The organism is Brachybacterium tyrofermentans (assembly GCF_039526165.1).
GTDB classification, from domain to species: domain Bacteria; phylum Actinomycetota; class Actinomycetes; order Actinomycetales; family Dermabacteraceae; genus Brachybacterium; species Brachybacterium tyrofermentans.
Genome location: NZ_BAAAIR010000038.1, coordinates 1 through 24,847 on the forward strand (window position 1 = coordinate 1; position 24,847 = coordinate 24,847).

Annotated in this window: 21 protein-coding genes and 1 pseudogene; 11 read left to right on the top strand and 11 right to left on the bottom strand. The window is 71.8% G+C overall.

The features are described 5' to 3' along the window. Positions 1–70: 70 nt before the first annotated feature. A pseudogene (locus ABD093_RS09645) lies at positions 71–1,228 on the bottom strand (ATP-binding cassette domain-containing protein); the annotation flags it as partial. A gap of 124 nt (positions 1,229–1,352) precedes the next feature. Beyond that, on the bottom strand, positions 1,353–2,402 hold the full coding sequence (locus ABD093_RS09650; RefSeq protein ID WP_343924079.1) for a DUF4037 domain-containing protein: 1,050 nt from the start codon (positions 2,400–2,402) through the stop codon (positions 1,353–1,355). Between the two features lie 195 nt (positions 2,403–2,597). Here ABD093_RS09650 and ABD093_RS09655 point away from each other — a divergent pair, with 195 nt between their 5' ends. From ABD093_RS09655 to ABD093_RS09665, 3 genes are read left to right on the top strand one after another with little or no spacing between them, the layout of a single operon-like run. Next, complete coding sequence (locus ABD093_RS09655; protein WP_193115706.1) at positions 2,598–3,110, top strand: hypothetical protein; 513 nt, start codon at positions 2,598–2,600, stop codon at positions 3,108–3,110. A 56-nt stretch (positions 3,111–3,166) separates the two neighbouring features. Further along, positions 3,167–4,336 (top strand): sensor histidine kinase, encoded by a 1,170-nt coding sequence (locus ABD093_RS09660; protein WP_193115707.1) that lies wholly within the window; start codon positions 3,167–3,169, stop codon positions 4,334–4,336. After that, the gene (locus ABD093_RS09665; RefSeq protein WP_193115708.1) at positions 4,333–4,977 is read left to right on the top strand and encodes a response regulator transcription factor; all 645 of its coding nucleotides are present in this window, start codon (positions 4,333–4,335) and stop codon (positions 4,975–4,977) included. The genes ABD093_RS09660 and ABD093_RS09665 overlap by 4 nt, the downstream gene beginning before the upstream one ends. A gap of 252 nt (positions 4,978–5,229) precedes the next feature. Here the strand turns inward: ABD093_RS09665 and ABD093_RS09670 are convergent, their stop codons facing one another. The 7 genes from ABD093_RS09670 to ABD093_RS09700 form a co-directional block, all read right to left on the bottom strand. Then, positions 5,230–5,781 carry a hypothetical protein gene (locus tag ABD093_RS09670; protein WP_343924084.1) on the bottom strand — a complete coding sequence of 184 codons (552 nt, stop codon included), beginning with the start codon at positions 5,779–5,781 and terminating at the stop codon, positions 5,230–5,232. A gap of 150 nt (positions 5,782–5,931) precedes the next feature. After that, a complete protein-coding gene (locus ABD093_RS09675) occupies positions 5,932–6,957 on the bottom strand; it encodes an ABC transporter substrate-binding protein (RefSeq protein WP_343924086.1) in 1,026 nt (341 codons plus the stop codon). Between the two features lie 35 nt (positions 6,958–6,992). Beyond that, positions 6,993–7,922, bottom strand: coding sequence for an ABC transporter permease (locus ABD093_RS09680; RefSeq protein WP_343924088.1), 930 nt, complete (start codon positions 7,920–7,922; stop codon positions 6,993–6,995). Next, positions 7,919–8,704 (bottom strand): ABC transporter ATP-binding protein, encoded by a 786-nt coding sequence (locus ABD093_RS09685; protein ID WP_343924090.1) that lies wholly within the window; start codon positions 8,702–8,704, stop codon positions 7,919–7,921. Before ABD093_RS09685 ends, ABD093_RS09680 begins: the two co-directional genes overlap by 4 nt. A gap of 202 nt (positions 8,705–8,906) precedes the next feature. Continuing rightward, complete coding sequence (gene tadA / locus ABD093_RS09690) at positions 8,907–9,368, bottom strand: tRNA adenosine(34) deaminase TadA (protein WP_193115713.1); 462 nt, start codon at positions 9,366–9,368, stop codon at positions 8,907–8,909. 34 nt (positions 9,369–9,402) lie between these two features. Next, positions 9,403–9,969, bottom strand: a complete 567-nt coding sequence (locus tag ABD093_RS09695) for a dihydrofolate reductase family protein (protein ID WP_343924093.1) — start codon at positions 9,967–9,969, stop codon at positions 9,403–9,405. After that, the gene (locus ABD093_RS09700) at positions 9,966–10,904 is read right to left on the bottom strand and encodes a helix-turn-helix domain-containing protein (RefSeq protein WP_193115715.1); all 939 of its coding nucleotides are present in this window, start codon (positions 10,902–10,904) and stop codon (positions 9,966–9,968) included. Before ABD093_RS09700 ends, ABD093_RS09695 begins: the two co-directional genes overlap by 4 nt. A gap of 152 nt (positions 10,905–11,056) precedes the next feature. Between ABD093_RS09700 and upp the strand changes: the two genes are divergently transcribed. Further along, positions 11,057–11,695 carry a uracil phosphoribosyltransferase gene (gene upp / locus ABD093_RS09705; RefSeq protein WP_343924096.1) on the top strand — a complete coding sequence of 213 codons (639 nt, stop codon included), beginning with the start codon at positions 11,057–11,059 and terminating at the stop codon, positions 11,693–11,695. Positions 11,696–12,211: 516 nt separating this feature from the next. Next, positions 12,212–12,979: a winged helix-turn-helix domain-containing protein gene (locus ABD093_RS09710; RefSeq protein ID WP_343924098.1), complete on the top strand. Its 768-nt coding sequence runs from the start codon at positions 12,212–12,214 to the stop codon at positions 12,977–12,979. 609 nt (positions 12,980–13,588) lie between these two features. On the opposite strand, the gene ABD093_RS09715 is transcribed toward ABD093_RS09710, so the two are convergent. Beyond that, entirely contained in the window at positions 13,589–14,335 is a 747-nt protein-coding gene (locus tag ABD093_RS09715; RefSeq protein ID WP_343924100.1) for a protein phosphatase 2C domain-containing protein, read from the bottom strand. Between the two features lie 135 nt (positions 14,336–14,470). On the opposite strand from ABD093_RS09715, the gene ABD093_RS09720 reads away from it, so the two are divergent. The 4 genes from ABD093_RS09720 (at position 14,471) to ABD093_RS09735 (ending at position 21,881) form a co-directional block, all read left to right on the top strand. Further along, positions 14,471–16,264: a MinD/ParA family ATP-binding protein gene (locus ABD093_RS09720; RefSeq protein WP_193115719.1), complete on the top strand. Its 1,794-nt coding sequence runs from the start codon at positions 14,471–14,473 to the stop codon at positions 16,262–16,264. A gap of 64 nt (positions 16,265–16,328) precedes the next feature. Further along, positions 16,329–19,463 (top strand): DEAD/DEAH box helicase, encoded by a 3,135-nt coding sequence (locus tag ABD093_RS09725; protein WP_343924102.1) that lies wholly within the window; start codon positions 16,329–16,331, stop codon positions 19,461–19,463. 10 nt (positions 19,464–19,473) lie between these two features. Further along, positions 19,474–20,295 (top strand): SWIM zinc finger family protein, encoded by an 822-nt coding sequence (locus ABD093_RS09730; RefSeq protein ID WP_343924104.1) that lies wholly within the window; start codon positions 19,474–19,476, stop codon positions 20,293–20,295. Positions 20,296–20,300: 5 nt separating this feature from the next. Beyond that, a complete protein-coding gene (locus tag ABD093_RS09735) occupies positions 20,301–21,881 on the top strand; it encodes a serine hydrolase domain-containing protein (RefSeq protein ID WP_193115722.1) in 1,581 nt (526 codons plus the stop codon). 14 nt (positions 21,882–21,895) lie between these two features. Here ABD093_RS09735 and ABD093_RS09740 read toward each other — a convergent pair whose 3' ends face one another. Continuing rightward, the gene (locus ABD093_RS09740; RefSeq protein WP_193115723.1) at positions 21,896–23,407 is read right to left on the bottom strand and encodes a serine/threonine protein kinase; all 1,512 of its coding nucleotides are present in this window, start codon (positions 23,405–23,407) and stop codon (positions 21,896–21,898) included. Positions 23,408–23,504: 97 nt separating this feature from the next. Here ABD093_RS09740 and ABD093_RS09745 point away from each other — a divergent pair, with 97 nt between their 5' ends. Together ABD093_RS09745 and ABD093_RS09750 are read left to right on the top strand one after the other, a co-directional pair. Continuing rightward, complete coding sequence (locus ABD093_RS09745; protein WP_193115724.1) at positions 23,505–23,786, top strand: hypothetical protein; 282 nt, start codon at positions 23,505–23,507, stop codon at positions 23,784–23,786. A 14-nt stretch (positions 23,787–23,800) separates the two neighbouring features. Then, positions 23,801–24,754, top strand: coding sequence for a hypothetical protein (locus ABD093_RS09750; RefSeq protein WP_343924107.1), 954 nt, complete (start codon positions 23,801–23,803; stop codon positions 24,752–24,754). Positions 24,755–24,847 lie beyond the last annotated feature (93 nt).

The following is a 24,847-nucleotide window of genomic DNA, read 5'->3' on the forward strand; positions in this document are numbered from 1 at the left end:
AGGTGAACGCCGATGCCCTGCCCGCACTGACAGCCTGACCCCTCATCGAAGGATCGCTACACCACTACCTGGGACTTGACCCGGGAGCGGGATCGCTGCCGCCGGCGGCGAGCAGACGCAGGAAGTGCGACTTGCCCGAACCGTTGGAGCCGAGGACCGCGATCCGGTCCCCGAAGCGCACCTCGAGGTCGAAGGACTGCATCAGGCCGGTCAGCTCGAGGCTCTCGCACATGATCGCCCGCTTGCCGGTGCGCCCGCCTCGCAGTCGCATGCCGAGCTTCTGCTCGCGCGGCTGCTGCTCGGGCGGGCCGGCGTCCTCGAACCGCGCCAGGCGGGTCTGCGCCGCCCGGTAGCGGGCGGCCATATCCGAGTTGTAGGCCGCCTTCTGCTTGTACATCTGCACCAGGGCGCGCAGCTTGGCCTGCTCCTCGTCCCAGCGCCTGCGCAGCTCGTCGAGCCGTTCGAAGCGCTTCTCTCGGGCCTCTTGGTAGGTGGCGAACCCGCCGGGATGCGTCCAGGAGGTGTTCCCGACGGCCCCCAGCTCGAGGGTGACGATCGCTGTCGCGGTGCGGGCCAGCAGCTCCCGGTCGTGGCTGACGAACAGCACGGATTTCTCGGAGGCCACCAGGCGTTCCTCGAGCCAGCGTTTGCCGGGCACGTCGAGGAAGTTGTCCGGCTCGTCCAGCAGCAGCATCTCGTCGGGCCCGCGCAGCAGCGCCTCCAGGGCGAGTCGCTTCTGCTCGCCGCCGGAGAGCGACTGGACGTCCCGCTCCGCGCAGCCCTCGTACGTCGACCCGAGCGCCGCTATCGTGCAGACGTCCCACAGCACCTCGGCCTCGTAGCCACCGGCCTCGCCCCATCCGGTGAGCGCCCTCGCGTAATCCATCTGCGCGGCGGTCGAATCGGTCTCGACCATCGCCTGCTCGGCGCGGTCCACCGCGGCGGCGGCCCGACGCAGGGCCGGGGGCGAGACGGCCAGCAGCAGCTCGCGCACCGTGCCGCCGGCGAGGAACTGGCGCATGACCCCCAACGTGCCGTCCTGGGTGATGGCCCCTGAATCCGCGCTCAGATCACCGGTGATCAGGCGCAGCAGAGTGGTCTTGCCGGCGCCGTTGGCCCCGATGAGCGCGACCCGCGCGCCCTCGCCCACCCGGAAGGAGACGTCGCTCAGCAGCGGTCTGCCGTCGGCCAGCGTGTAGTCGATGCCGGCGATGTCGAGGTGTGCCATGCCCCCAGGTGTATCCCAGAAGCGCCACGGAGTCAGGTGAATATACGGTCGTTGTTGCGCCCCGGCGGAGGCACGCCACGTGGCCTCGGCCCGCCGTGCTGCCCAGGCGCGCGGCTCGACCTGCTCACGACGAGAGCTGCGCACGATAGCGCTCGGCGAGCGCCTGCGGCCAGTCCGTGAAGGTGATCAGGGTGTCGTCGGCGTGCGTCAGCTGGTCGAGGGAGCCGACCCGCGGGAGGTCCCGCAGCGCCCGGTCGCTGATCGAAGCGACGCTCGCGTCGATGTACTCACCAGTGTTCAGCACGGGATAGGGGCGCACCGCGTCTCCGATGCCGACGGTGAACTGTTCGATCCGAGGGCCCACCCGTTCGATGATGCCCAGCTCGTCATGACGGTGCCCGAGCAGCAGCAGCGCCTGCGCGAAAGCGTCGTCGTCACGGCCGACGAGGATCCGATCGATCAAGGGGCCGAGATCACGCGCAGCCCGGAGGTCCGCAAAGGCACGACCGAACCACTTCGCGTAGGGGCGGTAGACCTGCTCCTGCAGGAAGGCCATCCCCATCATCAGCTCGGCGAGCCGGCCGGCGAGGAGCTGCGCGCCGCGATCGTCCGCGGTCTCGACCGAGCGCCCGTGCAGCGGGAGCGCCTGACCGATCAGGTGCCATTGGCACGCCAGCAGCCACCGCCACACATCGGTCGGATACCAGGCGAAGTCGGCGCGCAACCGGCTCAGCTCCCCCAGCCCGTCATGGAACACGACCCCCGCAGTGAGCTGACGCAGGTGCTGCTGCGGTATCGCGAGCCACGCCGCGGTGTCGGGCTCGAGGGCCGACACCGTGGGCAGCCGCGTCGACATCCACAGCTCCGTCGTCGTGATCTCGAGATGGTCGCTGACGCGCCCCTCTGCCAGCGAGAACCAGCGTGTGGGATAGCCACGATGCTCCGGAGGCAGCTTGGAACGGACGGCCCGGGAGACGTCGTCGACGTCGGCGGCCGCGACGAATAGCTGCAGCCGCGGACCCCACTCGTGGTCCCTGGACCGTTCGTCGTCGTACCCCTGCACCTCCGAGCCCTCCCCGATCAGGCAGGCCGTGTGAGGACGGTCGACCGCCCCGGCAACGACCTCGGCGTAGAAGGTGCGTGCCAGGTCCGAACCAGGGATGAAGTCAGCCATGCCGGGAGGCTAGGCCCCGACTCCAGATCCGTCATGCCCTTTTCCGATCTGACATATCTCATGGGTGACCGATGACGGACCCATCGATGCAGGTGAGAGGGCGCTCTACTGGCAGCCGGCCCGCCGACGGAGAGTGGAGGCATCAGCCAGACCTCGACATCGGTCCGGCCACCCCGATCCCCGAAAGGCCCTCTCATGTTCCAGGACCTCCTCGCCCAGCTCCACACCCTCGTCTCCGGCCTCGAACCGTGGCAGCAGGTGCTCGCCCTCGTGCCCGCCGGAGCGATCCCCTTCATCGAGTCCTACCTCGGCAGCTTCCTCGGCTCCTCCCTCGGCATCCACCCCGCGCTCGCGATCCCTGCGGCCGTGGCCGGGAACCTGATCGCGACCTTCCTCGCCATCGCCCTGTCCGGCCGGGCCCGTGACGCGGTCACCGACGGCCGGCGTCGGCGCAAGGGCGGGGCGACCGGACGCGACGCGAAGCCCTCGCGGTTCCGCGCGAAGGTCGCCACCGCCCTCGACAAGTACGGCGTGCCCGGCGTCGCCCTGCTGGGCCCGTTCGTCGTCGCTTCGCAGCTGTCGGGCCCCGCACTCGTGGCCCTCGGAGCAGCTCGCCGCAAGGTGTACCTGTGGATGGGGATCTCGATCGTCGTCTGGGGCATCGCCTTCGGCATCTTCGGCAGCCTGTTCCTCGCCGCGATCGCCTGACCCGATAGGCTCCCCACCAGGTCGTCCGCCTGTTCGGCGATCACGAGAGGATTGATGTGGACACCAGCGCCGGTCGACAGTGGAGCGTGTTCTACGCCTACACGGCATGGACCCTCGTCGGGGTCGTGGCACTGCTCCCGCTGGGCATCGCACTGTTCCTGGACCTGCGGATCCCGGTGGCAGCCGCTTCCGCACCGCTGACCGTCGCCGTGCTGTGCGGGCAGATCGCGCTCGGGGCCTGGTCCGCCTGGCGGGCCATGGAGGCCTGGGCCGCGGCCGATGCCCACTCCGAGCGGGACCGCTGGGGCATCCGTCAGGTGGGAAACCTCCCCTCGGACCTCTCCTTCCTGGCCGCCGTAGCACCGTCGGCCGTGATCGCCGGGACGTCGCTGCTCGGCGACGCCGATCCGCGCCTGCTGATCATGTCCTTGTCTCTGGTGATCACCACGGCCGCGGTCCGGTGGCGCTGGGAGATCGGTGTGGGGCTCGCCGTGGCATTCGCCGCCGTGTCGGCGCTGCTCCTGGGCTCTCTGCCGGGGGCCCTCTCCAGCGGCCTCCTCGTGATCGCAGCCGTCCTCACCGCCCGGCTCTCCCTGTGGCTCGCCGCGATGGTGCGCGAGCTCGACGATGCCCGCGAGGCCCTGGCCCAGCTCGCCGTCGCCGAGGAGCGGCTGCGCTTCGCCCGGGACCTGCACGACGTCACCGGACGGGACCTCTCCGTGATCGCGGTGAAGTCCGAGCTGGTCGCGCAGCTGGCCGAGCGCGAGGACCCGCGCGCCGTGGAGCACGGACGCGAGGTCGCCCAGATCGCGCGTGCCTCGCTCACCGAGATCCGAGCTCTCGTGCGCGGCTACCGCGAGGTCGACCTCGCCACCGAGCTGCGCGGCACCGCGTCCCTGCTGCGCTCGGCACAGGCGGAGGTCACCGTCTACGGCGCGTCGGAGGACGTTCCCGCCCGCCATCGCGGCACCGCTGCCTGGGTGCTGCGCGAGGGAGGCACCAACGTCCTTCGCCATGCGGATCCCTCGGCCGTGACCATCACCCTCACCTCGGGCGGGGTCACACTGGTCAACGACGGTGCCCCCGGCGACTCGGAGGTGATCGAGGGCAGCGGGCTGATCGGGATGCGCGAGCGCCTCGGCGCCGGGTCCATGCTGACCATCCGCCGCGAGGGCGGCATCTTCACCCTCGATGTCCGCTTCGATGCCCCTGGAGGCACCCGATGAACGCCGACCCCTCCGCCGCAGCGACTGCCGCCGCCCCGCTGCGGGTGATCCTCGTCGACGACGAGAACCTGATCCGCTCCGCGCTGGCCACGATGCTCTCCCTCGAGGACGATCTCGACGTGCGCGGGGAGGCGGCGACCGTGGCGGACGGTGCGCGCCTGGCCCGGGCCGAGCAGCCCGACGTCGCCGTGCTCGACCTCCAGCTGCCTGACGGGGACGGCCTGGGACTGGCCGCCCGGATCGCGGAGCTCTCCCCCGCCACCCGCACCCTGATCCTCACCTCGCACGCCCGGCCCGGATACCTCAAGCGCGCGCTGGCCCAGGGCGTTCTCGGCTTCCTGCCCAAGACCACCTCGGCCGATCAGCTGGCCCGCGCCGTGCGTTCCGTGGCCGCCGGGCGCCGGGTGATCGATCCCGAGCTCGCCGCGGAGACCATCTCCTCCGGGGATTCTCCGCTGACCCCGCGGGAGGCCGATGTGCTGGAGTTCGCGGCCGACGGCGCCGCCATCGAGCAGATCGCCCGACGCGCACACCTGGCCGAGGGCACCGTGCGCAACTACCTCTCCAGCGCCCAGGCGAAGCTGCAGGCCGCGAACCGCCACGAGGCCGTCGCCATCGCCCGCCGCCAGGGCTGGATCTGACCCCGGCCCGAACCGGACGCGCCGCATCCACTAGCGCCAGGCTGCGCCGCATCCACTGGCGCCAGGCGAGGTGGCAGCGCTATATATCGCGCTCCCTGTACGCCACACGCCACTGGATGCGCTTGCCCACCCATCGTCTGGGTGCGCATGCCCACCGATCCACTGAGTGCGCGTGCCCATCCATCCCCTGGGGGCGCATGCCCACCCATCCACCCGCCCCAGGTGCGCTCCTCGGCAGTGCACCCGTGCAGCTCACATCAGCAGCAGGACCACCAGGAGCACCAGCACGCAGGCCACCGTCGCAGCGAGCCCTGCACCGATCCCGACGGCCACCCCCGGCAGGCGCGTCCAGCGCAGCAGGGCGGCGACGGCCGCTCCCCCGAGGACGAGCATGGCGACGAGCGTGGGCAGGCCGATGATCACCCCGAGCAGGACCAGGCCGTCCCGCGGCGACGGGGTGCACCCGAACCCGATCCCTGTGCAGGCGCCGTTCGCATGTTCCGTCGGCGCGAGGAGCACGCCCAGTCCGTAGAGGACCACCACGATCGCGAGGACCCCGAGCAGAGCACCGATCGCGCGACGTCGCCGGGATGCCGCGGCACGGCCGACCGTCCTGGCCGGCTCCGCTGGGCTGGACGAGATCGCCGGGTTCGCCATACCTGCCGGGCGCACGGAACAGGGCCGGCTCGTCGGCTCGTTCTCGTCCGTCGGATCGTTCTCGTCCGCCCGACCGTTCTCGTCCGCCCGACCGTTCTCGTCCGTCGGATCGCTCGGGCCCATCGGATCCCTCGGCTCTGTCTGCATGGCTACATGGTCGGCGGCGGACACCCCGCCGTCCATGGGGAGTTCGCCCCATGATGCGCGGAGGGCCCTCCCGTGATCCGACCCCGGCCAGCACGGCCCTGCCCCGACCCGCCCGGCCGTGTCAGCCAGGCCAGGCCACGACAGGCCGGGTCACGCGGAGGCACCCTCGGCGAAGCTCGCGTCGACCACGGTGGTCACGTCGATCGGCTCGGTGTAGGTGATCTGCTCAGCGTCGATCCACACCGTCTGCATGGCCTCTAGCTGGTCGGGCTGCGGGGCGAGATCGGGCAGGTAGGAGTACATCGGCGCGGACTTCAGCACGTCGCTCTCCTGGCCGAGGGTGTCGGCGAGGATCTGGTAGACCTCGTCGGTCTGCGCACCGTCGGCCGAGAGCTCCTGGGATCCCTTGGCCAGCGCGGAGAAGAAGTCCTGGGCGAGATCCGCGCCGACGAACGTCTCGGAGTAGAGGACCCCGGTACCGGTGGTGCCCTTCTTCGGCACGGCGAGCGGTGAGGCCACGCCGGCCTCCTCCATGGCGGTCGAGAACGGGGCCGACGGGGTCGCCGCCTCCACAGAGCCGTTGGTCAGCGCCGGCTCCTGGTCCGGGGTGGAGAGGTTGGAGACCTCGACGTCGTTGAGGGTCAGCCCCTCCTCCTCGAGCATCGCGGCGAGCAGGTAGCCGCCGGTGGCACCGGGCCCGCCGGCAACGCCGATCTTGCGACCCTTGAGGTCGGCGATCGAGGAGACGGAGCCGTCGTCGAGGAGCTTCTGGCTGACCTCGAGCGCCGTCGGGGAGTTCTCGGGGTCCCCCGGGGAGATGCCCATGGAGCCCACGATCTTGAAGGCCAGGCCCTGGTCCAGGGCGTTGAACATGCCGGCGCTGAAGCCGGCGATCATCACGTCGAGCTGGTCGTTGGCGAGCATCGGGATGCCGTCCTGGCCGGACTTCAGCGGGGTCAGCTCGAGGGTGATGCCGGCGTCCTCGAAGTAGCCCATCGAGTCCGCGATGTAGAGCGGGGCGAAGAGGGAGGAGGGCACGTGGCCCACGCGCACGGTGCCCGAGGAGGAACCGCCGCCGGAGCCGGAGTCCTTCCCGGTGACAGCGGGGCCGCAGGCGGCGAGCGCTCCGCCGAGGGCGCCGACGGAGGCGAGGGAGAGCAGGGTGCGACGACGCATGGTGTGTCCTTAGGGGTGGTGGAGGGTGGTGAGGGTCAGCCGCGTCGCCAGGGCAGAAGCAGCTTCTCCGATCGGCTGAGCAGCGTGGTCAGGACAGCACCGATGATGCCGATCACCAGCAGTCCCACGTACAGCTTCTCCGGGATGAACAGCTGCCAGGAGTTCCAGATCAGATAGCCGAGCCCCGTGGTGGAGGCGCCGGTGAACTCGACGGCGGTGACGACCACGACAGCGGTGCCGGTGGCGGTCTTCAGCCCGGAGAACACGAAAGGCATCGCCCCGGGCAGGACCACGAAGCGGAAGCGGGCGAAGCCGGTCGCGCCATAGGCGGTGCCGGCCTCGAGCAGCTTGCGATCGATCGCCCACACGCCGGAGACCGTCGCGATCTGCATGACGAAGAAGGTCGTGATGAACACGGCGATGATCTTGGGCAGCTCGGTGGGCCCGAAGATCATCAGCAGGATCGGGAAGATCGCGATCTTCGGCAGCGGGTAGAGCGCGCTGAACAGGGGACCGAACGCGGCGTTCAGGGCTCGCGAGGAGCCCATCAGCAGCCCCACCACGATGCCGGCCGCGGCGCCGAGGCCGCCGCCGACGAGGAGTCGCAGCAGGGTGGGCCCGGCGTGCTCCCACAGCTCGCCGCTGGCCAGCATCTCCCCCAGCGCGGCGAGGATCGTGGTGGGGGCCGGGAAGAAGCGCGGGTCGATGATCAGCAGCCGTGCGCACACCTCCCACAGCACCAGCAGCACGATCGGCGCGGCGATCGAGAGCACCAGGTCGCGGGTGCGCAGCCGACGGTCGCGGGCACGCTGGGCGCGGGCGGCGACCAGGGTTCGCTGCTCTCGGTCACCATGAGTGCTCTGCGCGCGTGCACGGTCCGCGTCGGCCCTTTCCGCAGGGGTGCGGTCCGCGCTCTTCCCGTCCGTGCCCGTGTCGTCCGTGCTGGTTCGGTCCGTGAAGCTCATGCCGTCTCCTCCGCGCTGCGCACGTCCTCGCGCAGCAGGTTCCAGATGCGGGATCGCAGCTCGCCGAACTCGGGGCTGCGCTCGATGTCGAAGGAGCGGGGGCGCTCGAAGGGGACGGCGATGTCCTCGCGCACCGTGCCGGGGCGGCCGGACATGACGATCACGCGGTCGCTGAGGATGATCGCCTCGTCGATGTCGTGCGTGACCATCAGGACCGTCTTGCGCTCCTGCTCCCACAGGGCGATGAGCTCCTCCTGCATGAGCATGCGGGTCTGCGCGTCCAGGGCGCCGAGCGGCTCGTCCATGAGCAGCACCGGGGAGCCGGTGGCGAAGGCACGGGCGATCGCGACGCGCTGGCGCATGCCGCCGGAGAGCTGGTGAGGGTACGACGACGCGAAGGACTCCAGGCGCACGCGTCGCAGCCAGTCCATCGCGATCCCGTGGCGCTCACGGGCGCCCATACCGGTCATGCGCAGGCCGAAGGCGACGTTGTCCAGCACGTTCATCCAGGGGAAGACGCCGTGCTCCTGGAACACGAACGCCGCGGGCACGGGGTGATCGGCACCGCTCATGGTCACCTCGCCGACCGTGCGCTCCTCGAGCCCGCCGAGGATCCGGAGGAAGGTCGACTTGCCGCAGCCCGAGGGGCCGACGATGCAGGTGAAGGATCCCGGCTCGATCGTCAGGGAGAAGTTCTCGAGGGCCCACACGGGCTCCCCGCCGGAGAAGAAGACCTTCGAGACGTCCTCGGCGACGACGGTCGCGTGGTCGACTGGCTGCATGGGCGCTCCTCCACCGTCCAGCGGCGAAGTCGGCGGCAGGCGGTGCGGTTCTCGGGCGGGCGGGGCGGACCCCTGGGTGCGGACTGCCCCACTGTAGGTCCCGGGTACAGGACGGCTCACGCGTTCTCACGGATCGGACGCGATGAGACACCGTGCCGGAGCATCGGTGAGGGCCGCGCTGCAGGAGCCGATGGAGTCGGTGTCAGCGCTTGCGGCGGGCGCGGAAGAACTCCCGCAGCAGGTCGCCGCATTCCTGCTCGCGCACCCCCGTGGTCAGCTCGACGCGATGGTTCAGGCGGGGTTCGCGCACCAGGTCGTAGAGGGACCCGGCCGCGCCTGCCTTGGGATCCATCGCGCCGACGACGACGCGTTGCGTGCGGGCCAGGACGATCGCGCCCGCGCACATCGTGCACGGCTCGAGGGTCACCACGAGCGTGCAGCCCGTGAGGTTCCAGCGTCCGGTGGCCGCGGCGGCCCGGCGCAGGGCGAGGAGCTCCGCATGCGCGGTGGGATCCTCGTCGGCCTCACGACGGTTCCCGGCGGTGGCGAGCACCTGCCCGTCCGGGCCGACGACCACCGCACCGATCGGCACGTCGGACGGTTCGCGGTCCGCCGCCGCCCGCGCCTCGTCGATCGCCAGGCCCATCAGCTCGTCATCGGTCATGGGGCCATTGTCCCGTGCTCCCGCCGAGGCGTCGTCAGGGATGCTCCCTCACGACGGTGTACCGCGCCTCGAGGAAGGCCTCGTTGCGGCCGAACTCCTGCAGCTGCAGGTCGACGCGACCCCCGAGCAGAGGCCTGCCGGCACCGAGCGTGACCGGGGCGATCGAGACCAGGACCTCGTCGAGCATTCCCGCACGGGCGAACTGCGCGGCGAGGTCCCCACCTCCCATGACCCAGACAGCGTGGTCACCGGCAGCCGTCTCGATCGCCTCGCGATGCTCGGCGGGAGTGCCGGACAGGACGGTGACGGCGTCGGAGGCCCGCTCCAGGTCGCGGTGGGAGAACACGAAGGTGGGCTTGTCGTAGGGCCAGCCGACGGCATCGCCGAACTGCTCCTGCGGATGGTCGAGGACCCATTGGTAGGTGGTGCTGCCCATGATCAGGGCGCCGACCCCGGCGTAGAAGGCGTCGTAGTCCAGCAGGGTGCCTGCACCGAGCGGCTGGGACAGCAGCCAGTCGAGGCTGTCGTGCTCATCGGCGAGGAAGCCGTCGAGGCTGGTCGCGGTGTAGAAGCGGTAGGTGGGCCGGGTCGGTGCGGTCATGGTCGTTCTCCGATCTTCCTGCGGTGCCACAGGATGGGGTCCGGGTCGAGGTGCCGGGCCTCCAGGGAGAGGCCGGCGTCCGTGAGCATCCAGCGCAGCAGCTGCCGGCGGTGCGTCGAGTAGGTCAGCTCGTGGGCGAGGATCTGAGAGAGCAGGAAGGATTCGGGCGGGTCGCAGAGTGCGTCGATGATCGAGTCCTGCCAGGCTCCGCGTCGGTCGACGTCCCGCACCGTCGCCAGCCAGCGCGGTGACACCTGGTGGTGCCTCTCGAGCAGCGCAGGGACGTCATCGGGACCGGTGAGGTCCGGGGCGGACTCCCCCGCGATGGCTGCCAGCCATGGTTCCTTGCTGAGCACCAGATGGCGTGCCACCTGGAGGATCGACTCGTCGGCCCCGTCCCCACCGCGCGGCCGGCTGCCCGGCAGACGCACCGCTCGCAGCTCTCCAGCTGGGAGGTCGCGAGCCGCGTCGAGCAGCGCGTCGATGTCCTCCAGATCGTGGTCGACCAGGAGAGCCAGCACGTCACCCGCGGAGTGCTCGTGGACCTGGCCGGCGTCGACATACAGCACGGTCGGGGAGTGGAAATGGATCCCGTTGGGCGCGGGCAGCCAGTGACCGCGCTCCGAGCGGGCGGGCAGCTCCGAGGGCGCGCACCCGAAGGCGCGGCGGAACGCGCGGGAGAAGCCCTCGAGGGAGTCGTAGCCCGCCGCGAAGGCCGCATCGGTCGCGGAGCTGCCCCGCTGGAGGTTCCACGCCGCCTGCTCGAGCCTGACCCGTCGACGGAGCGCGGAGGGGCTCTCTCCTGCATACGAGCGCACCATGCGCTGGAAGTGGAAAGCGGACAGATGCGCCCGGGACGCCATCTCGCCGAGGGAGCCTCCGCCGACGTCGAGGACCGCGTCCAGGAGTCGCCGCATCGGATCGGTATCAGGCATGGAAGCAGTATCCGCGCCGACGGGAGGTTCGCGCTTGACCGAACGTGCGGTCCTCGCCCACGGGCCGCCCCCGGCGTGACAACCCCCTCGCGCCCACGGCGACGCGGCCGATCGGTGCGTGCCCAGCTCGACCCTCCGGTAGATTCACCCCTATGCGCGTCCTGGAGATAGACCACCCCCTCGTTGCCCACAAGCTGTCCGTGCTGCGCGATCGCGCCACCCATTCCTCCGTGTTCCGTCAGCTCGCCGATGAGCTGGTGACCCTGCTGGCCTATGAGGCGACCCGCAACGTCTCGGTCTCGCCGGTCCAGATCGAGACCCCGGTGACCACGATGACCGGCACCAAGCTCTCGAACCCCAAGCCGATGGTGGTGCCCATCCTGCGCGCCGGCCTCGGCATGCTCGACGGCCTCACCCGCCTGCTGCCCACCGCCGAGGTGGGCTTCCTGGGCATGGTCCGCAACGACGAGACCCTCGAGGTCACGACCTACGCGAACCGGCTCCCCGACGACCTCTCGGGCCGCCAGTGCTTCCTGCTGGACCCGATGCTCGCCACCGGGCACACCCTCATCGCGGCCACCGAGTACATGCACGAGCGCGGCGCCCGTGACATCACCTGCGTGACCCTGCTCTGCGCCCCCGAGGGCCTCACGGCGATGGAGAAGGACATCGATCCCTCGATCGACCTCACCATCGTCACCGCCGCGATCGACGAGAAGCTCGACGAGAAGGGCTACATCGTGCCCGGCCTCGGCGATGCGGGCGACCGGCTCTTCGGCGTCGTCGACTGACCTCCTGCACCTCCGGCAGGTCCCTGCCCCGCCCGAACGCCCCCGCCCCTCGGCGGGGGCGTTCCGCATCTGCGCTCGGGTGGGCGCAGTCGCGACATACGCCGACACAGTTCTCCGCCGTGGCGACACATTCCGTCACACGCGGGCGCCGGCACCGCCGCCACCCGCCTGCGGCGTATCGACATGTGAACACCCCCTTGCCCGATCGATCCTCAGAGGGCATTGTCTGGGGCATGACGTCCCCCATCGCGCGCTTGGAGACCACCCACCGGGTGGTCCGCTCCGCGATGCGCCGAATGATGTTCATGATGATGATGCCGATGATGCATCGTCAGCCGAGCCTCTGAGAGCTCAAGACACCTCCGGGGTCGGCTGACAGGAGCCGGCCGGAAGGCGCGGGCCCCAGGTGCTACCGGGAGCACACCCCTGAAAGATCCGCCGACAGGCGTCGATCCCAGGGATCCCGGGTCCACCACCCGCCGCGCTCGCTGCGCCGCACCTCGGAGAACTCTCATCATGACCATCGCCCTGGAACGTCCCACCACCCCGACCCGCTACGCCACCTCGACCCGCGCTCTGCACCGCGCCGGCACCGGAGCCCTGCAGCCGCAGGCCTCGGAGGACGGCGTCACGGTCACCCTGTCCGTCACCCTCCCCGCCGGCACCGGCGACGTCGAGGCCGCCCTGATCGCCGACGACCTGCGCACCCACGCCCAGCGCCTCACGGCAACCCGGCAGGGCCGCACCACCGTCGCGGTCAACAGTCCGCACGCCTTCGCGGCGACCGGCACCGGGACCCGCTCCGCCGTCCGAGCCCTGCCGCCGCGCAGCCAGTCCCCGGCCGCGGTGAGCCCGCTGCGCCCGCGCCGGGCCGGCGTCGTCTCCCCGAACTCGCCCGCTCGCAAGGACGCCGAGAATGCCCGCCGCCGAGCACTGCAGGCCACCGCCGTGAGCCCGTCGAGCCCGTCGGTCGCCACCGAGGACAGCCTCGTCATCGACCTGTTCGGCCGCCGCGTGCGGATCGACGGCCAGGATGTCGACCTGACCTACAAGGAGTTCGAGCTGCTCGGGCAGCTGGCCCAGAACTCGCGTCGCACGATCTCGCGCGAGGAGCTCATGGAGACGGTGTGGGCCGAGTCGCCGGCGGAGACCGGGGAGCGCACGGTCGACGTGCACGTGCGGCGTCTGCGCACCAAGCTGGGCCGCTACCGCCGCCTGATCTCGACGGTCCGCGGGGCCGGCTACCGCCTCGACCCGGGCAGCGACGTCGCCATCCTCGGCTGATCCGTGAGGTCGATGGGCCGCCGCGAGGCGGCCCATCGGCCCCGGAATGCGACGAGCGGCCCGGAGCACTCAACCGACACTGTCGGGGGCTCACGGACCGCTCGTCATGCCTGTCGTCCGTCAGGGGTGGGTGCGGGCGATCAGGCTGGACGGGCTGCCAAAGTGGGGGAACCTGGCGTGGTGCCCGTCCGGCCGCTCCCCGTGAGGGGGGTCTCGAGAAGCGACACATCTGTTAAGTTTTCAACGTACTCGTTCAGCCGGAACACTACCAGCCCAACCGGGGGATCGCGCCACCCGATCGCTGATCGCCTCCGTCGTTCCGACCATGCCTCGCACTGCTGTGCGGACCTGCTCGCCACGACGACGCGCTCCCTTGGAGTCTAGGCCTTCTCCGGCATCGTGTAAACGCGCCACGCGCCCCTGTTTTCGCAGGTGGCATGCAGGTTCAGTGGCATCCTCAGGGGTCGCTCGGGGCAAACATCCGTCATGAAAAGTTCAAACCCGAAGGCGAGGCCCCGGTTCTCGCTGCGGCGCTCATTCTCGCCGGGTCGAGAGTGTTCTCGGGCCGCGGTCAGCAGGGGTTCAGGATCCGGCCCGAAGGCCGCCCCGTCACGGACGAAGTGTGATCACCGTCGCATCGTCATGGAGCTTGCGCGGGCGTCGAGCACCCTCGAGCGACCGCTCCCCCGCCCGGATCTCGTCGATCACGCGACGCGGATCGTCCTCCAGCGCGAGCGCCAGCGAGGTGTCCCCTTCGTGGTCCAGCAGGTCCACGGCCCGGGTGATGCCGTCGGAGACGAGATGCACCGATCCCAGCGTCGCCCACGGCGTGCGCCCGACCAGTGCCTGCTGCGCCGCCTCGCTCTCGTGCCGCACCACCCAGAACCCGCCCGTGGCGTTGCGCCGCGCCTCGACGGCCGTGGCCTCCCGCTCCCGGGCGACCACCTCGTCGACCCGTTGATCAGTGATCCGCGCGACGCGACCATCCGTGCCTCGCAGCAGCAGCGAGGAGTCGCTCAGCACCAGGTGCTCGAGGTGCTCTCCGACCCGTCGTGCGACGACCACGGTGGCCGAGGGTCCGCCCAAGTCCAGATCGCACTCGTGCTCGTGCAGTCCGCGCACATCGGCGATGGCACCGGCCAGCGCGCTGCGCAGATCGGTGGAGCGGTCCTGGGCGCGGATCAGCAGGCGCCCGGCGACGACATGGGAGAACCAGGCGACGCTGTGGTGGCAGCCGGCGCGGAAGCGCTGCGGCACCCCGGCCCCGTCCAGCAGCACGGCCACCTCGCCGAGCGCACCGGCGGCGTCCTCGTTCTCGCCCGTGCCCGCGGGCTCGGACAGCAGGAAGGTGTGCACGTCGCCACTGTAGGCAGGCCCGGGACGTCTCGTCGAGGAGCGCCCGATGGCCCGCCCCCCGTACAGTAGAGCCGACCCCTGCCACCCGGTCGCACCCGGCCGGGCGGGCATTCAGGATCCGGAAGGAACTCATCGATGATCGCGCAGGCGCGGATCACCTCCGACACCACCGCCACCGTGCACCTCGCCGACGAGACCGTCGAGGTCACCGGGGCGGATCTGCCGGAGATCCGCAATCGGGTGAAGCAGGTCTTCATCACCACCGCCCGTACCGGGGAGAAGGCCGTGGATGTGGTGATCGTCGAGCCCGACGTCCGTCACCACCTGCGGGTCGAGCCCACCGGCCGGATCGCCGGCCGTGCGGCGGACGACCAGCCGCTGTACGGTCCCCCGATCGATTCGCCCCTGATCGCTCCGCCGGTCGTCGAGGAGGAGCTGCCCACGGACGACACCGTGGACCTCAGCTCGATCGATCCGGCGATGCTGACGACCGTCGGCGCGAAGCCGGCCCCCGTGCCGAGCTCCGACACCGCCTCGAGCCCGGTCACCGGCGAGCATGCCGCCATCGGCGCCGACGAGACCGGGGAGCTCCCCGCCGTGCGGTCCCGCGCACGCCGCCGCCGCGCGGCCGCGATGCCCGCTGCCGAGGGCCAGAGCAGCTCGACCGACTCCGCCCCGTCGCCGCACTCCGCGACCTCGGCGGCTTCTGCATCTTCGGCGACGTCGGCGACATCGCCGAGCTCCGCCGGGCACAGCCATTCCGCCGCCTCGTCGAGCTCGCCGTCGCCCGCCCCGTCGGCCGCCTCGGCGGAGTCCGCGCTCTCCGCGTCGTCGGCCCCGGCGGCTCCGTCGGATCCGTCGGATTCGTCGGCGTCGTCGAATTCGTCAGTGCCCGGCACACCGGTGCCGTCCCCGGTCCCGGCCGCCACCGGCCCCATCCCCTCCCCCGCGTCGAAGCGTCCGCTGCCGGGGCGCACCGCCCCGGAAGCCGAGTCCCGACCCACTCTGCAGGATCTGCAGAGCTCGACCTCGAAGCCGGAGAAGATCAAGGCCACCCGCGGCATCCCCGGGTTCATCACCCGGGTCACCGGCGGCGCGATCTCCCCGCGGCCCGGCACGGCCGAGCGTCGGGACACCGAGCGCCTGGAGCGCGTGCGCCAGCCGCTCGACGGACCGCGCAACATCGCCGTCGTGAACCTCAAGGGCGGGGCCCACAAGACCACCGCCTCCCTGATGATCGCCGCGTCGCTCGGCGTCACCCGCGGCGGCAACGTGCTGGCCTGGGACAACAACGAGACCCGCGGAACCCTCGGCTGGCGCGGCATCCCCACCGACCACCACCGCACCGCGGTCGACCTGCTGCAGGACATCGAGAAGCTGCGCGCCCCGGACGCGAGCAACGCGGACCTCGATCCGTACGTGCGCCCCCAGGGCGAGATGCGCTTCGACATCCTGGCCTCCGACGAGGACCCCGGCTCGGCCGCCTCCATCGACGGCGAGGCGTTCGCGGACCTCAACGACGCTCTCTCCCGCTTCTACCGGATCAAGGTCATCGACACCGGCAACAACGTGCGCGCCTCGAACTGGCTGGCCGCTGTGCGCAACGCCGATCAGCTCGTGATCGTCTCGACCGTGCGTGAGGACACCTTCAACGCGGCCGCGTGGATGATCGACGAGCTGCGCGCGACGGGTCTGGCCGAGCAGGTCGACCACGCGGTGACGATCCTGTCCCACTCCTCCAAGGGCAAGGTGGATCCGACGCTGCGCGACCGCCTGCTCGCGCACTTCGGCGCCCACACCCGCGCGGTGGCCGAGGTGCCCTACGAGCAGCAGTTCGTGGACGGCTCCCACCTGGACTGGACGCGCGTCTCGCCGAAGACCAAGGAGGCCTGGCTCGACGCCACGGCACTGATCATCGACGGGCTCTGAGCTCCCCGTCCACAACGCGGGCCCCGTCGGCCCGGACGTCGGTCGCGGGGCCTAGGCTGGGACCATGCCCACCCGCCGCCTCAGCCTCGTCGTCGACGAGGACCTGGGACCCTCCCTGTGGGTGCGGGAGGAGACCGGTCCGGGCCGCTCGAAGGCCCTCGAGGATCTCTCCGACCTGCGGCGGGAGGCCCCAGCTGCTCTCGCAGAGGCCCTCGCCGACGCCCCGGACCAGCTGCGCCACCGGGTGCGGATCGCGGGCCGTGCGGGGGATCGCCGGGTCCCCGCCCTGCCGCTGAGCGGCACCGCCCTGACCGCCGTCGTGGGTGCGGCCACCGAGCTGCTCGAGGCACGGTTCGGCGACGCCTTCGCCGAGCAGGTCTCCGCGCTGCTCGCCGACGGCGCCGCGGCCCGGCTCGGCGGCGAGCTGATCGCCATGCCGGACCTCATCGCGGCCACCGTGCTGCATCTGCGTGCGCAGGGCGTCGTCGCCGACCGCGCGATGCGGGTGCGCGCCCGCGAGCGCTTCGGCCGTCCCGTGCTCGAGTGGCGCGCCCCGGAGCGGGACGCCCCGCCGCTGCTCCACGCCCTGGTGGACGGGCACGCCCGGTCCGCCTTCGCGGAGCACCTGCGGACCGTGCAGGCTCCCGCCGAGGATCGCCTCGGCGTGCTGTGGGCGCTCGCCGACGACGGGGACCTGCGCGCCGACCTGCCCGCGCAGCGCCGGATCACCGCCGCCTTCGACGCCTTCGTGGACTCCGGCCGCCCCGGCGTGCAGCTCACCTCCACGGACAGCGAGCTGGTGGTGCGACTGTTCCAGCCGCCGGTGGGCACCGCCTGGCCCCTGCAGACCTGCCTGCGGGAGCACGACGGGACCGTGCATCCCATCGCCGATCTGCGCGCCGTCGGAGACCTCACCGCCGCCGGGGCCGCCGAGGCCTCTGCCGCGGTGATGCGTTTGGCTCCGACGGTGCGCAGCGCATCCGTCGACGAGACCGGGGTGGACTGGCTGCTGACCACCGCCGAGGCCGGCGAGTTCCTCTCCCGGGACACCCCGGCCCTCGAGGACGCCGGGGTCACGGTGCTGCTGCCGCGCGACTGGACGAAGCAGCGCACGACTCTGCGCCCGCAGGAGGCCGAGGAGGAGGGCAGTCAGGAGAGGAAATCCTCCGGCGTGGGCCTGGGCGCGATGGCCTCGTTCCGCTGGCGGGTCGCCGTGGGCGACACCGAGCTCACCGAGGAGGAGATGGAGCAGATCCGGGAGGCGCAGTCCGAGCTCGTGCAGCTGCGCGGCCAATGGGTGCGCCTGGACGCCACCACCCTGCGCGCCGCCGAGCGCTTCCTCGACGCCTTCACCTCCCGCACCCGCGACCGTCGCCTGCGCACCGGCGACGACGGGATCGTGCAGGACGCCCCGCCCCTCACCTCGCCCGGCGGCCGCCCGTCGGCCCCGTCAACCGCGTCAACCCCGTCGGCCCCGTCGATGCCGGATCTCCCGCCCCCGCCGGCCGAGATCGCCGGGCAGGCGCCCTGGCTGGAGATGTTCTCGCTGATCCTCTCCCCCGACGCCGCCGACGTGGACTTCGGGCTGGCCGCAATGGTCTCCGGGGGCCGCCACGGGCTGGCCCGGCTGATGCCCGGGGCCGAGGGCGCCTTCCCCCACCCGCAGCCCCGTTCCCTGCAGGCCACGCTGCGGCCGTATCAGGTCGACGGCCTGAACTGGCTGTGGGCGCTGGACCGGATGGGGCTGGGCGGGATCCTCGCCGACGACATGGGGCTCGGCAAGACGATGCAGGTCCTCGCCCTGCTGTGCCGTGAGCGGGAGGGCACCGACGCCTTCGGGCACGAGCGGCACTCCGTCGAGGTCCCCGATGTCGTCCCGGCGGCGACGCCCGGGAGCGTCGGCCCCACCCTGCTGGTGTGCCCGATGTCCGTGGTGGGGGCCTGGCAGCGCGAGGCGGCGACCTTCGCCCCGCACCTGGCGGTGCACGTGCACCACGGCGGCAGCCGCCTGCGGGACGAGTCCTTCGTGGCCGGCGCCGGCGATCTGGACCTCGTGATCACCACCTACTCGCTGCTGGCCCGCGATCTCCCGGTGCTCTCGGCCGTTCCCTGGCACCGCATCGTGCTCGACGAGGCGCAGCACGTGAAGACCCCGGGCACCCAGGTCACGCGCGCCGCCCGCACCCTGCACGCCCCCCATCGCCTGGCGCTGACGGGCACCCCGGTGGAGAACAAGCTCGCCGATCTGCACTCCCTCATGGAGGTCGCGAACCCCGGGCTGCTGGGCAGCGCGAACAGCTTCCGGGACCGCATCGCCACCCCGATCGAGGAGGAGGGGGACAGCGGGGCGCTGAGCCGCCTCAAGCTCGTGACCTCCCCGTTCATCCTGCGCCGGGTGAAGACGGACCGCTCGATCATCAAGGACCTGCCGGAGAAGAGCGAGCTCACCCGGGTGGTGAACCTGACCCCGGAGCAGGCCGGCCTCTACCAGGCGCTGGTCGACGAGCTGATGGCGAAGATCGACGGGGCCGACGAGAAGACCCGGCGCACCCTCGTGGTCTCCACCATCACCCGCCTGAAGCAGGTGTGCAACCATCCCGCCCACTACCTGGGCGACGGCTCGGCGATCCTGCGCGACGGCCAGCACCGGTCCGGGAAGCTCGAGCTGATCGACGACGTGCTCGAGGCGGCCTTCGCCGAGGGCGAGAAGGTCATCCTGTTCACCCAGTTCACGACCTTCGGGCATCTGCTGGTCCCCTACTGGGAGGAGCGCTTCGCCGAGATGGGGGTCTCCTCGGTGCCTTTCCTCCACGGCGGCGTCTCCAAGCACGACCGCGATCAGATGGTCGCCGAGTTCCAGGAGCATCGCGACCGCCCCGGGCTCATGCTGCTGAGCCTGCGCGCCGGCGGCACCGGCCTCACCCTCACCGCCGCCAACCACGTGGTGCACCTGGACCGCTGGTGGAACCCGGCGGTGGAGAACCAGGCCACCGACCGCGCCTTCCGCATCGGCCAGCGCCGCGACGTCACCGTGCACAAGCTGGTCAGCGCCGGCACCGTCGAGGAGAAGATCGACACGGTCCTCGCGGACAAGCAGTCCCTCGCCGATCTCACCATCAGCCCCGGCGAGGACTGGCTCTCCGATCTCGACGACGACCGTCTGCTGGACCTGCTGACCCTGGACGAGGACGAGACATGAGGGACGGTCGATGAGCATCAAACTGGTCTCGCGCCGCGGCGCGATCGGGAAGGGCTGGCACGCCGTCGCGCTGCGCGATGCCGCCGAGCGTCTCCTCGGCGTGGGCCGCTCCGGCAGCGGGAGGGCCGACGCCCGCGCGGGGCGCGTGCAGTGGCTGGACGTCGAGGCGGGGATCGCCCGCGGCGACGTGCTCGACGCCGACGGCGAGCTGTATCAGGCCCGCCTCGACCTGCCCGTCTACTCCCCGTCGGACCGCGAGGTGTTCCTGCAGGTGGTCCGGGCCCGCCCCGAGCTGCCCGCCCGGCTCGCCGCCGGCCAGTACCCGCAGGAGATCGAGGGCGCGCTGGCCCCGCACGAGATCTCGCTGCTGCCGCGCGACGCCTCCGAGCTGAGCCACGACTGCTCCTGCCTGGACTGGCCGGGACCCTGCCGCCACGTCGCGGCCCTGGTGTACGTGCTGGTCGAAGCCGTGGACGAGCACCCTGTGCACCTGGTGACCCTGCGCGGCCTCACCCTCGAGGATCTGATCGCGCCGCGGGAGAGCGCAGCGGCGAGCAGTTCCGCCGAGCGGGCCGATCCCCAGGACGACGACGGGACGGACGCCGAGGGGGCGGACGCCGACGATGACGCCGGGTCCTCCCCCGGTCCCGCACCGATGCCGGCCCCTTTCGATCCCGGGCGCACCGACCCCTCGCTGCTGGCCGCGGCGATCGGCGCGGAGCCGGCCCGGATCATCGCCGAGTTCTACGGCTCGCGCGGCCCGGCGGCCCCGGAGCCGTCGGAGTCCCCGGAGTCGCCAGACCACCCCACGCCGCCCGACGTCCTAGAGTGAGATCCATGCCCTCCAGCTCCACCGCTCCCCGTCCCAGCACGCCCGGCACCCCCAGCACCACGGTGCCCCCTGCCGCCCTCGCCGCGATCTCCGCCCTGTTCGAGGAGGCCGTCGCCGGCCACAGGACCTCCGGGGTGACCTGGGCGATCATCGGCGGGCACGACCACGAGCAGGCTGTCCTCGCGCACGGCGCCGCCGGCTACCGCGAGCTGGACGCCGGACAGCTCGCCGCCGGGTCCGCCCCCATGGACGGGGCCACGATCTCCCGCATCGCCTCGATGACGAAGTCCTTCACCGCCGCGACACTCCTCGCCCTGCGCGATGAGGGGAAGCTCCGCCTGGACGATCCGGTGAGCGCCTACGTGCCCGAGGCCGCCGGGGCCTTCGAGCTCGCCTCCGACGACCCCGAGCCCACCCTGCGCCACCTGCTCACCATGGGTGGAGGTCTGGTCACCGACAACCCGTGGGGCGACCGGCAGGAGGCCATGACCCGCGAGGAGTTCGCGGCGCTGCTCGCCGGCGGGCTCGGACATGTGCACCACCCCGACACCGGCTTCGAGTACTCCAACACCGGATACGCCCTGCTGGGCCGCGTGATCGACGAGGTCACGGGCTCGGACTACACCGCGCAGATCCGCGAGCGCTTCCTGGAGCCGCTGGGCATGGCGGACACCGCCTTCGAGACCTCCACCCTGGACGCCTCCCGCGTCGCCACCGGTCACCGCCTGGCCGACCGCACCGACGCCACCCGCTTCGAGCCGGTGCCGCTGGACTCCCCCGGCGTGTACGGCGCGATGGCCGGCCTGTTCTCCACGGTCGACGACGTCGCCACCTGGGTGCGCTTCCTCGCCGCCGCCGATGCCCCGGATTCTGCGACCCGCGAGCAGGCACTGCTCTCGTCGGCCTCGCGCCGCGAGATGCAGCAGCTCAAGCGCCACCACCGGATGCCCGCCCTCCCCGCCGGCGAGGACGGCCGTTCGCCCGGCTTCGACCGGATCCGAGGGTACGGCTTCGGGCTGGTCGTCGAGCAGTTCCCCGACCTCGGCGAGATCATCTCCCACTCCGGCGGATACCCCGGGTACGGCTCGTTCATGGTGTGGCACCGCCCCACCGGCGTGGGCATCGTGGCGCTCGCCAACTCCAAGTACGCCCCCGCCGTCCCGCTGTCGATGCAGGCCCTGCGGATCCTGCAGCGCGAGGCCCCGGCCCTGCTCGCCCCCGCCGCGACGCAGGCGGCACCCCGCACCCTCGAGGCCGCCTCGGCCGCCCTGGACTGGCTGCGCACCGGGGAGGACTCCGTGGCCGACGCCTGGTTCGCGGACAACATGGACCTCGACACCTCCCGCGCCGAGCGCCGCCGACGCCTGGACACTGCCCTCGCCGCGACGGGTCTGGGCACGAACAGCTCGGACGCCCTGGCGTCCCTGCGCGCGGAGGATGCGACGGCGATCAGCCGTGCGCAGCTGCGCTGGGTGCTGCCCGGTGTCGGGGACGGCGCCCCCTCCCTGCGCATCGACCTGCTCATGGACCCCCGGCGCGAGGCGCTCGTGCAGTCCCTGGACACCACGGCGGTCGCACCGCGCTGAGGCCGGTCGGCCGCTCAGGCGAAGGCGTACCCGTCGCCGTCGTCGGCGAGGGTGCAGGAGATGTAGTCACCCTCGGGCGTGAGGGCGATGACCCCTTCGTCCTGCTCAGCGCATTCCTGGCCGGGGTCGACCTCGGCGAAGGCCGCGTCGATGCTGCTGGTGCCAGCACCGGCAGCGCCCGCACCGTCGCCGCCTGCGCCGAGTGCGGAGTCGTTGGGGAAGATCATCAGCAAGGTGATGGCCACGATCACGCCGAGCACGACCGCCGCGGCGATCCCGAGGCCCACGGCGATCAGGGTGCTGCGGTCCTTGACCCCGTTGACCCCACCGTGGGAGGTGGCGGCGCCCGACGGGGACTGGACGCCCGGACGGGGGCCGGACGACGGCGAGTACTGCTGCGGCGAGTACTGCTGCTGCATCCCGCTCTGCGGCCCCGCTCCCTGCTGCGGTCCCGGTCCCTGCTGCGGAGCCCCGTACGGGGCTGTCCCCTGCTGGGTGGGGGCGTACTGACCGGGCTGGCGCTGCGCCGACGTCTGCTGCCCGGCCCACTGCGGTCCTGTCTGCGGGGACGGCGAGCCGGAGGAGAAGCCCTGCTGGACCTGGCCGGCTCGGATCGCCTCGAGCGAGGAGGGGTTGACCTGGGGAACGGGCCGCTCGGGTCGCACCGCCCCGGGAGCGTCCGCCGGCAGCGGGTCCAGGGTGTCGCGGAGATCGAGCGGACTGCCGTCGGCGTGGGCCAGGGGGTAGCCCTGCGGCACGCGCGGCAGATCGCGGCGCACCGAGTCGGCGTCCTGGTAGCGGTCCTCGGGCTGGGCGGCGACGAGCTTGCGGATCACCGCGGACAGCTTCGGGGTCACCCCGCGCAGGTACTGGGTGAGCTCGTCGGGCCGGAAGGAGCCGTCATGGAGCTTGATCGGGCCGTTCAGGGCCACCATCGCCACCACGCCCGCGGCGTAGAGATCGTGGGAGGGCACGGGCTCGGCCATCGCGAACAGCTCCGGTGCCATGTAGCCGGGGGTGCCGTTGACCATGCCCACATGCGTGAAGCGCACATCGGTCTCGTGCACGGCGATGCCGAAGTCCGCGAGTCGGGAGACGGGCGCGGCGCGGCCGCGCGGCTCGAACATGATGTTCGCCGGCTTCACGTCCCGATGGATCCAGCCCTCGGCGTGGATATGGGAGAGCCCGTCGAGCAGCTGGTCCAGGAGCACGACCACGGCGGGCTCGGCGAGCTTGCCGCGCGTCTTGACCACGGATTCGAGGGTGCCGCCGGAGGCCAGCGGCATCGCGATCACCACGTGCTCGTCCTCCGCACCCCAGCCGTAGGGGGTCAGGAGATGGGGGTGGTCGAAGCTGACGCCCTTCTCGCGCACGAAGCGCATGAGATCGGCGGAGTCGCGCTGGCGCAGCACCTTCGCCGCGCACAGCTCCTTGGTCTTCGAATCCCAGGCACGCCAGACAGACCCGGAACCGCCCTTGGCGATCAGGTCGATGAGGGCGAAGCGCCCGACGATCACATCAGCCATAACTTCCCCAGCATAACCACGAAACGCCCGACAGCTATGCTGACCTTCATCTCTGTGGGCCCGGGACCGTCCCCGGGCCCCTGCGCACCACGACCGGATGGGGGTTCTCGTGGTCCTGGCCGCACCCTTCCGGAGCGATCCGTTCTGGGATCCCGTCGCCTTCTCCTGGCCGATCCTGGGCATCCTCCTGGCCCTCACCGCCGTGCTCACCATCGGCCTCCTGGCCTGGGCTGTGCTGCAGTCCGAGGAGCCTGGCCACGACACCCGGGAGCTGGTGGACCGGGCCACGCGGCGCGACCGAGGTCGGGCCGACGACGTCCGCTACCGGCTCGACGCCGAGGCCGGGCGCGCGGATCCCTCCACCCCCGGCCGGCGATGACCCCACGACCACCGATGACTCCGCAGTCGACGACGGCTCCGCACGCGATGACAGCTCCGCCCGTCTCCTCGCTGCGCCGACGGGACCTCGCCGGCCTGGTCGCCGCCTCCGGTGCGATCCTGCTCGCGGCGGGATGCGGTCGCGATCCGGCTCCGGTCCCCACCTCGGGCGATGTCCCACGGGACCCGCTGGCCCACCTCGATGAGGTGCGCTGGGACGGGCGCACGGCGGACGACGTGCTGGCCCTGCCGATCGCCGGCGCGGCGTCGGAGCTGGAGACCTGGGGGGAGCTCGGGGACGACGATGCGGTCCTGGACCCGGCCCGTCAGTCGCTGATCTCCTTCCTCGAGGCCGCCTACCTCTCCCCCGGCGCGGTCCGCGGGCTCGACGACGCGGCCACCCTCGAGCATGTCCGCTCCGCGAGTCCCGAGTACTGGCGGGACCTCCTGCAGTCCGCCTGGGACGGCGGCGATCGCCAGGTCTACTGCTTCGCCCCCGCGGAGGGTTTCGCGAGCGTCGGACGCCCCGCGCTGTCGATGGACTGGTTCCGCGCCGATCACGACGGCGCCCCGGCGCTCCTGCTGGGCGGCACCATCGCGTGGACGGTGCTGGACACCGCCACCCGCGCCGTGGGCGTGGTCGCCTACCGCGTGGGCATCGTGGCGACCCTCCGCACCGGGACAGAGACAGAGGCAGAGTCAGAGACGGACACAGGAACCAGCGCTGTCGCGGGCTCCATCTCCACCGCCGCCCTCCGCGCCACCATCCATGGTCTGGATGCATGCGCCGTCGGCGAATCCGGCGGGCTCGTCGTGCCGGCCCTCGCGGACACCGTGGAGCAGCGCGCCGCGCAGCGGGCCACGATGGCGACCGTGATCGCGGCTCCCCGCATCGCGCGGGAGGACCTGCTGGATCCCGGGTCGGCGGCACTGACCGGGGACGACGCGACGAACGCGGCCTGCGCCTGACCAGGCGTCCGCCGAGGCGCACGGTGTTCACCAGGAGGTGGCCACGTGCTCACCCCGACCTCGCGCCCCGGCAACACCCCCGCCCTACGGTGG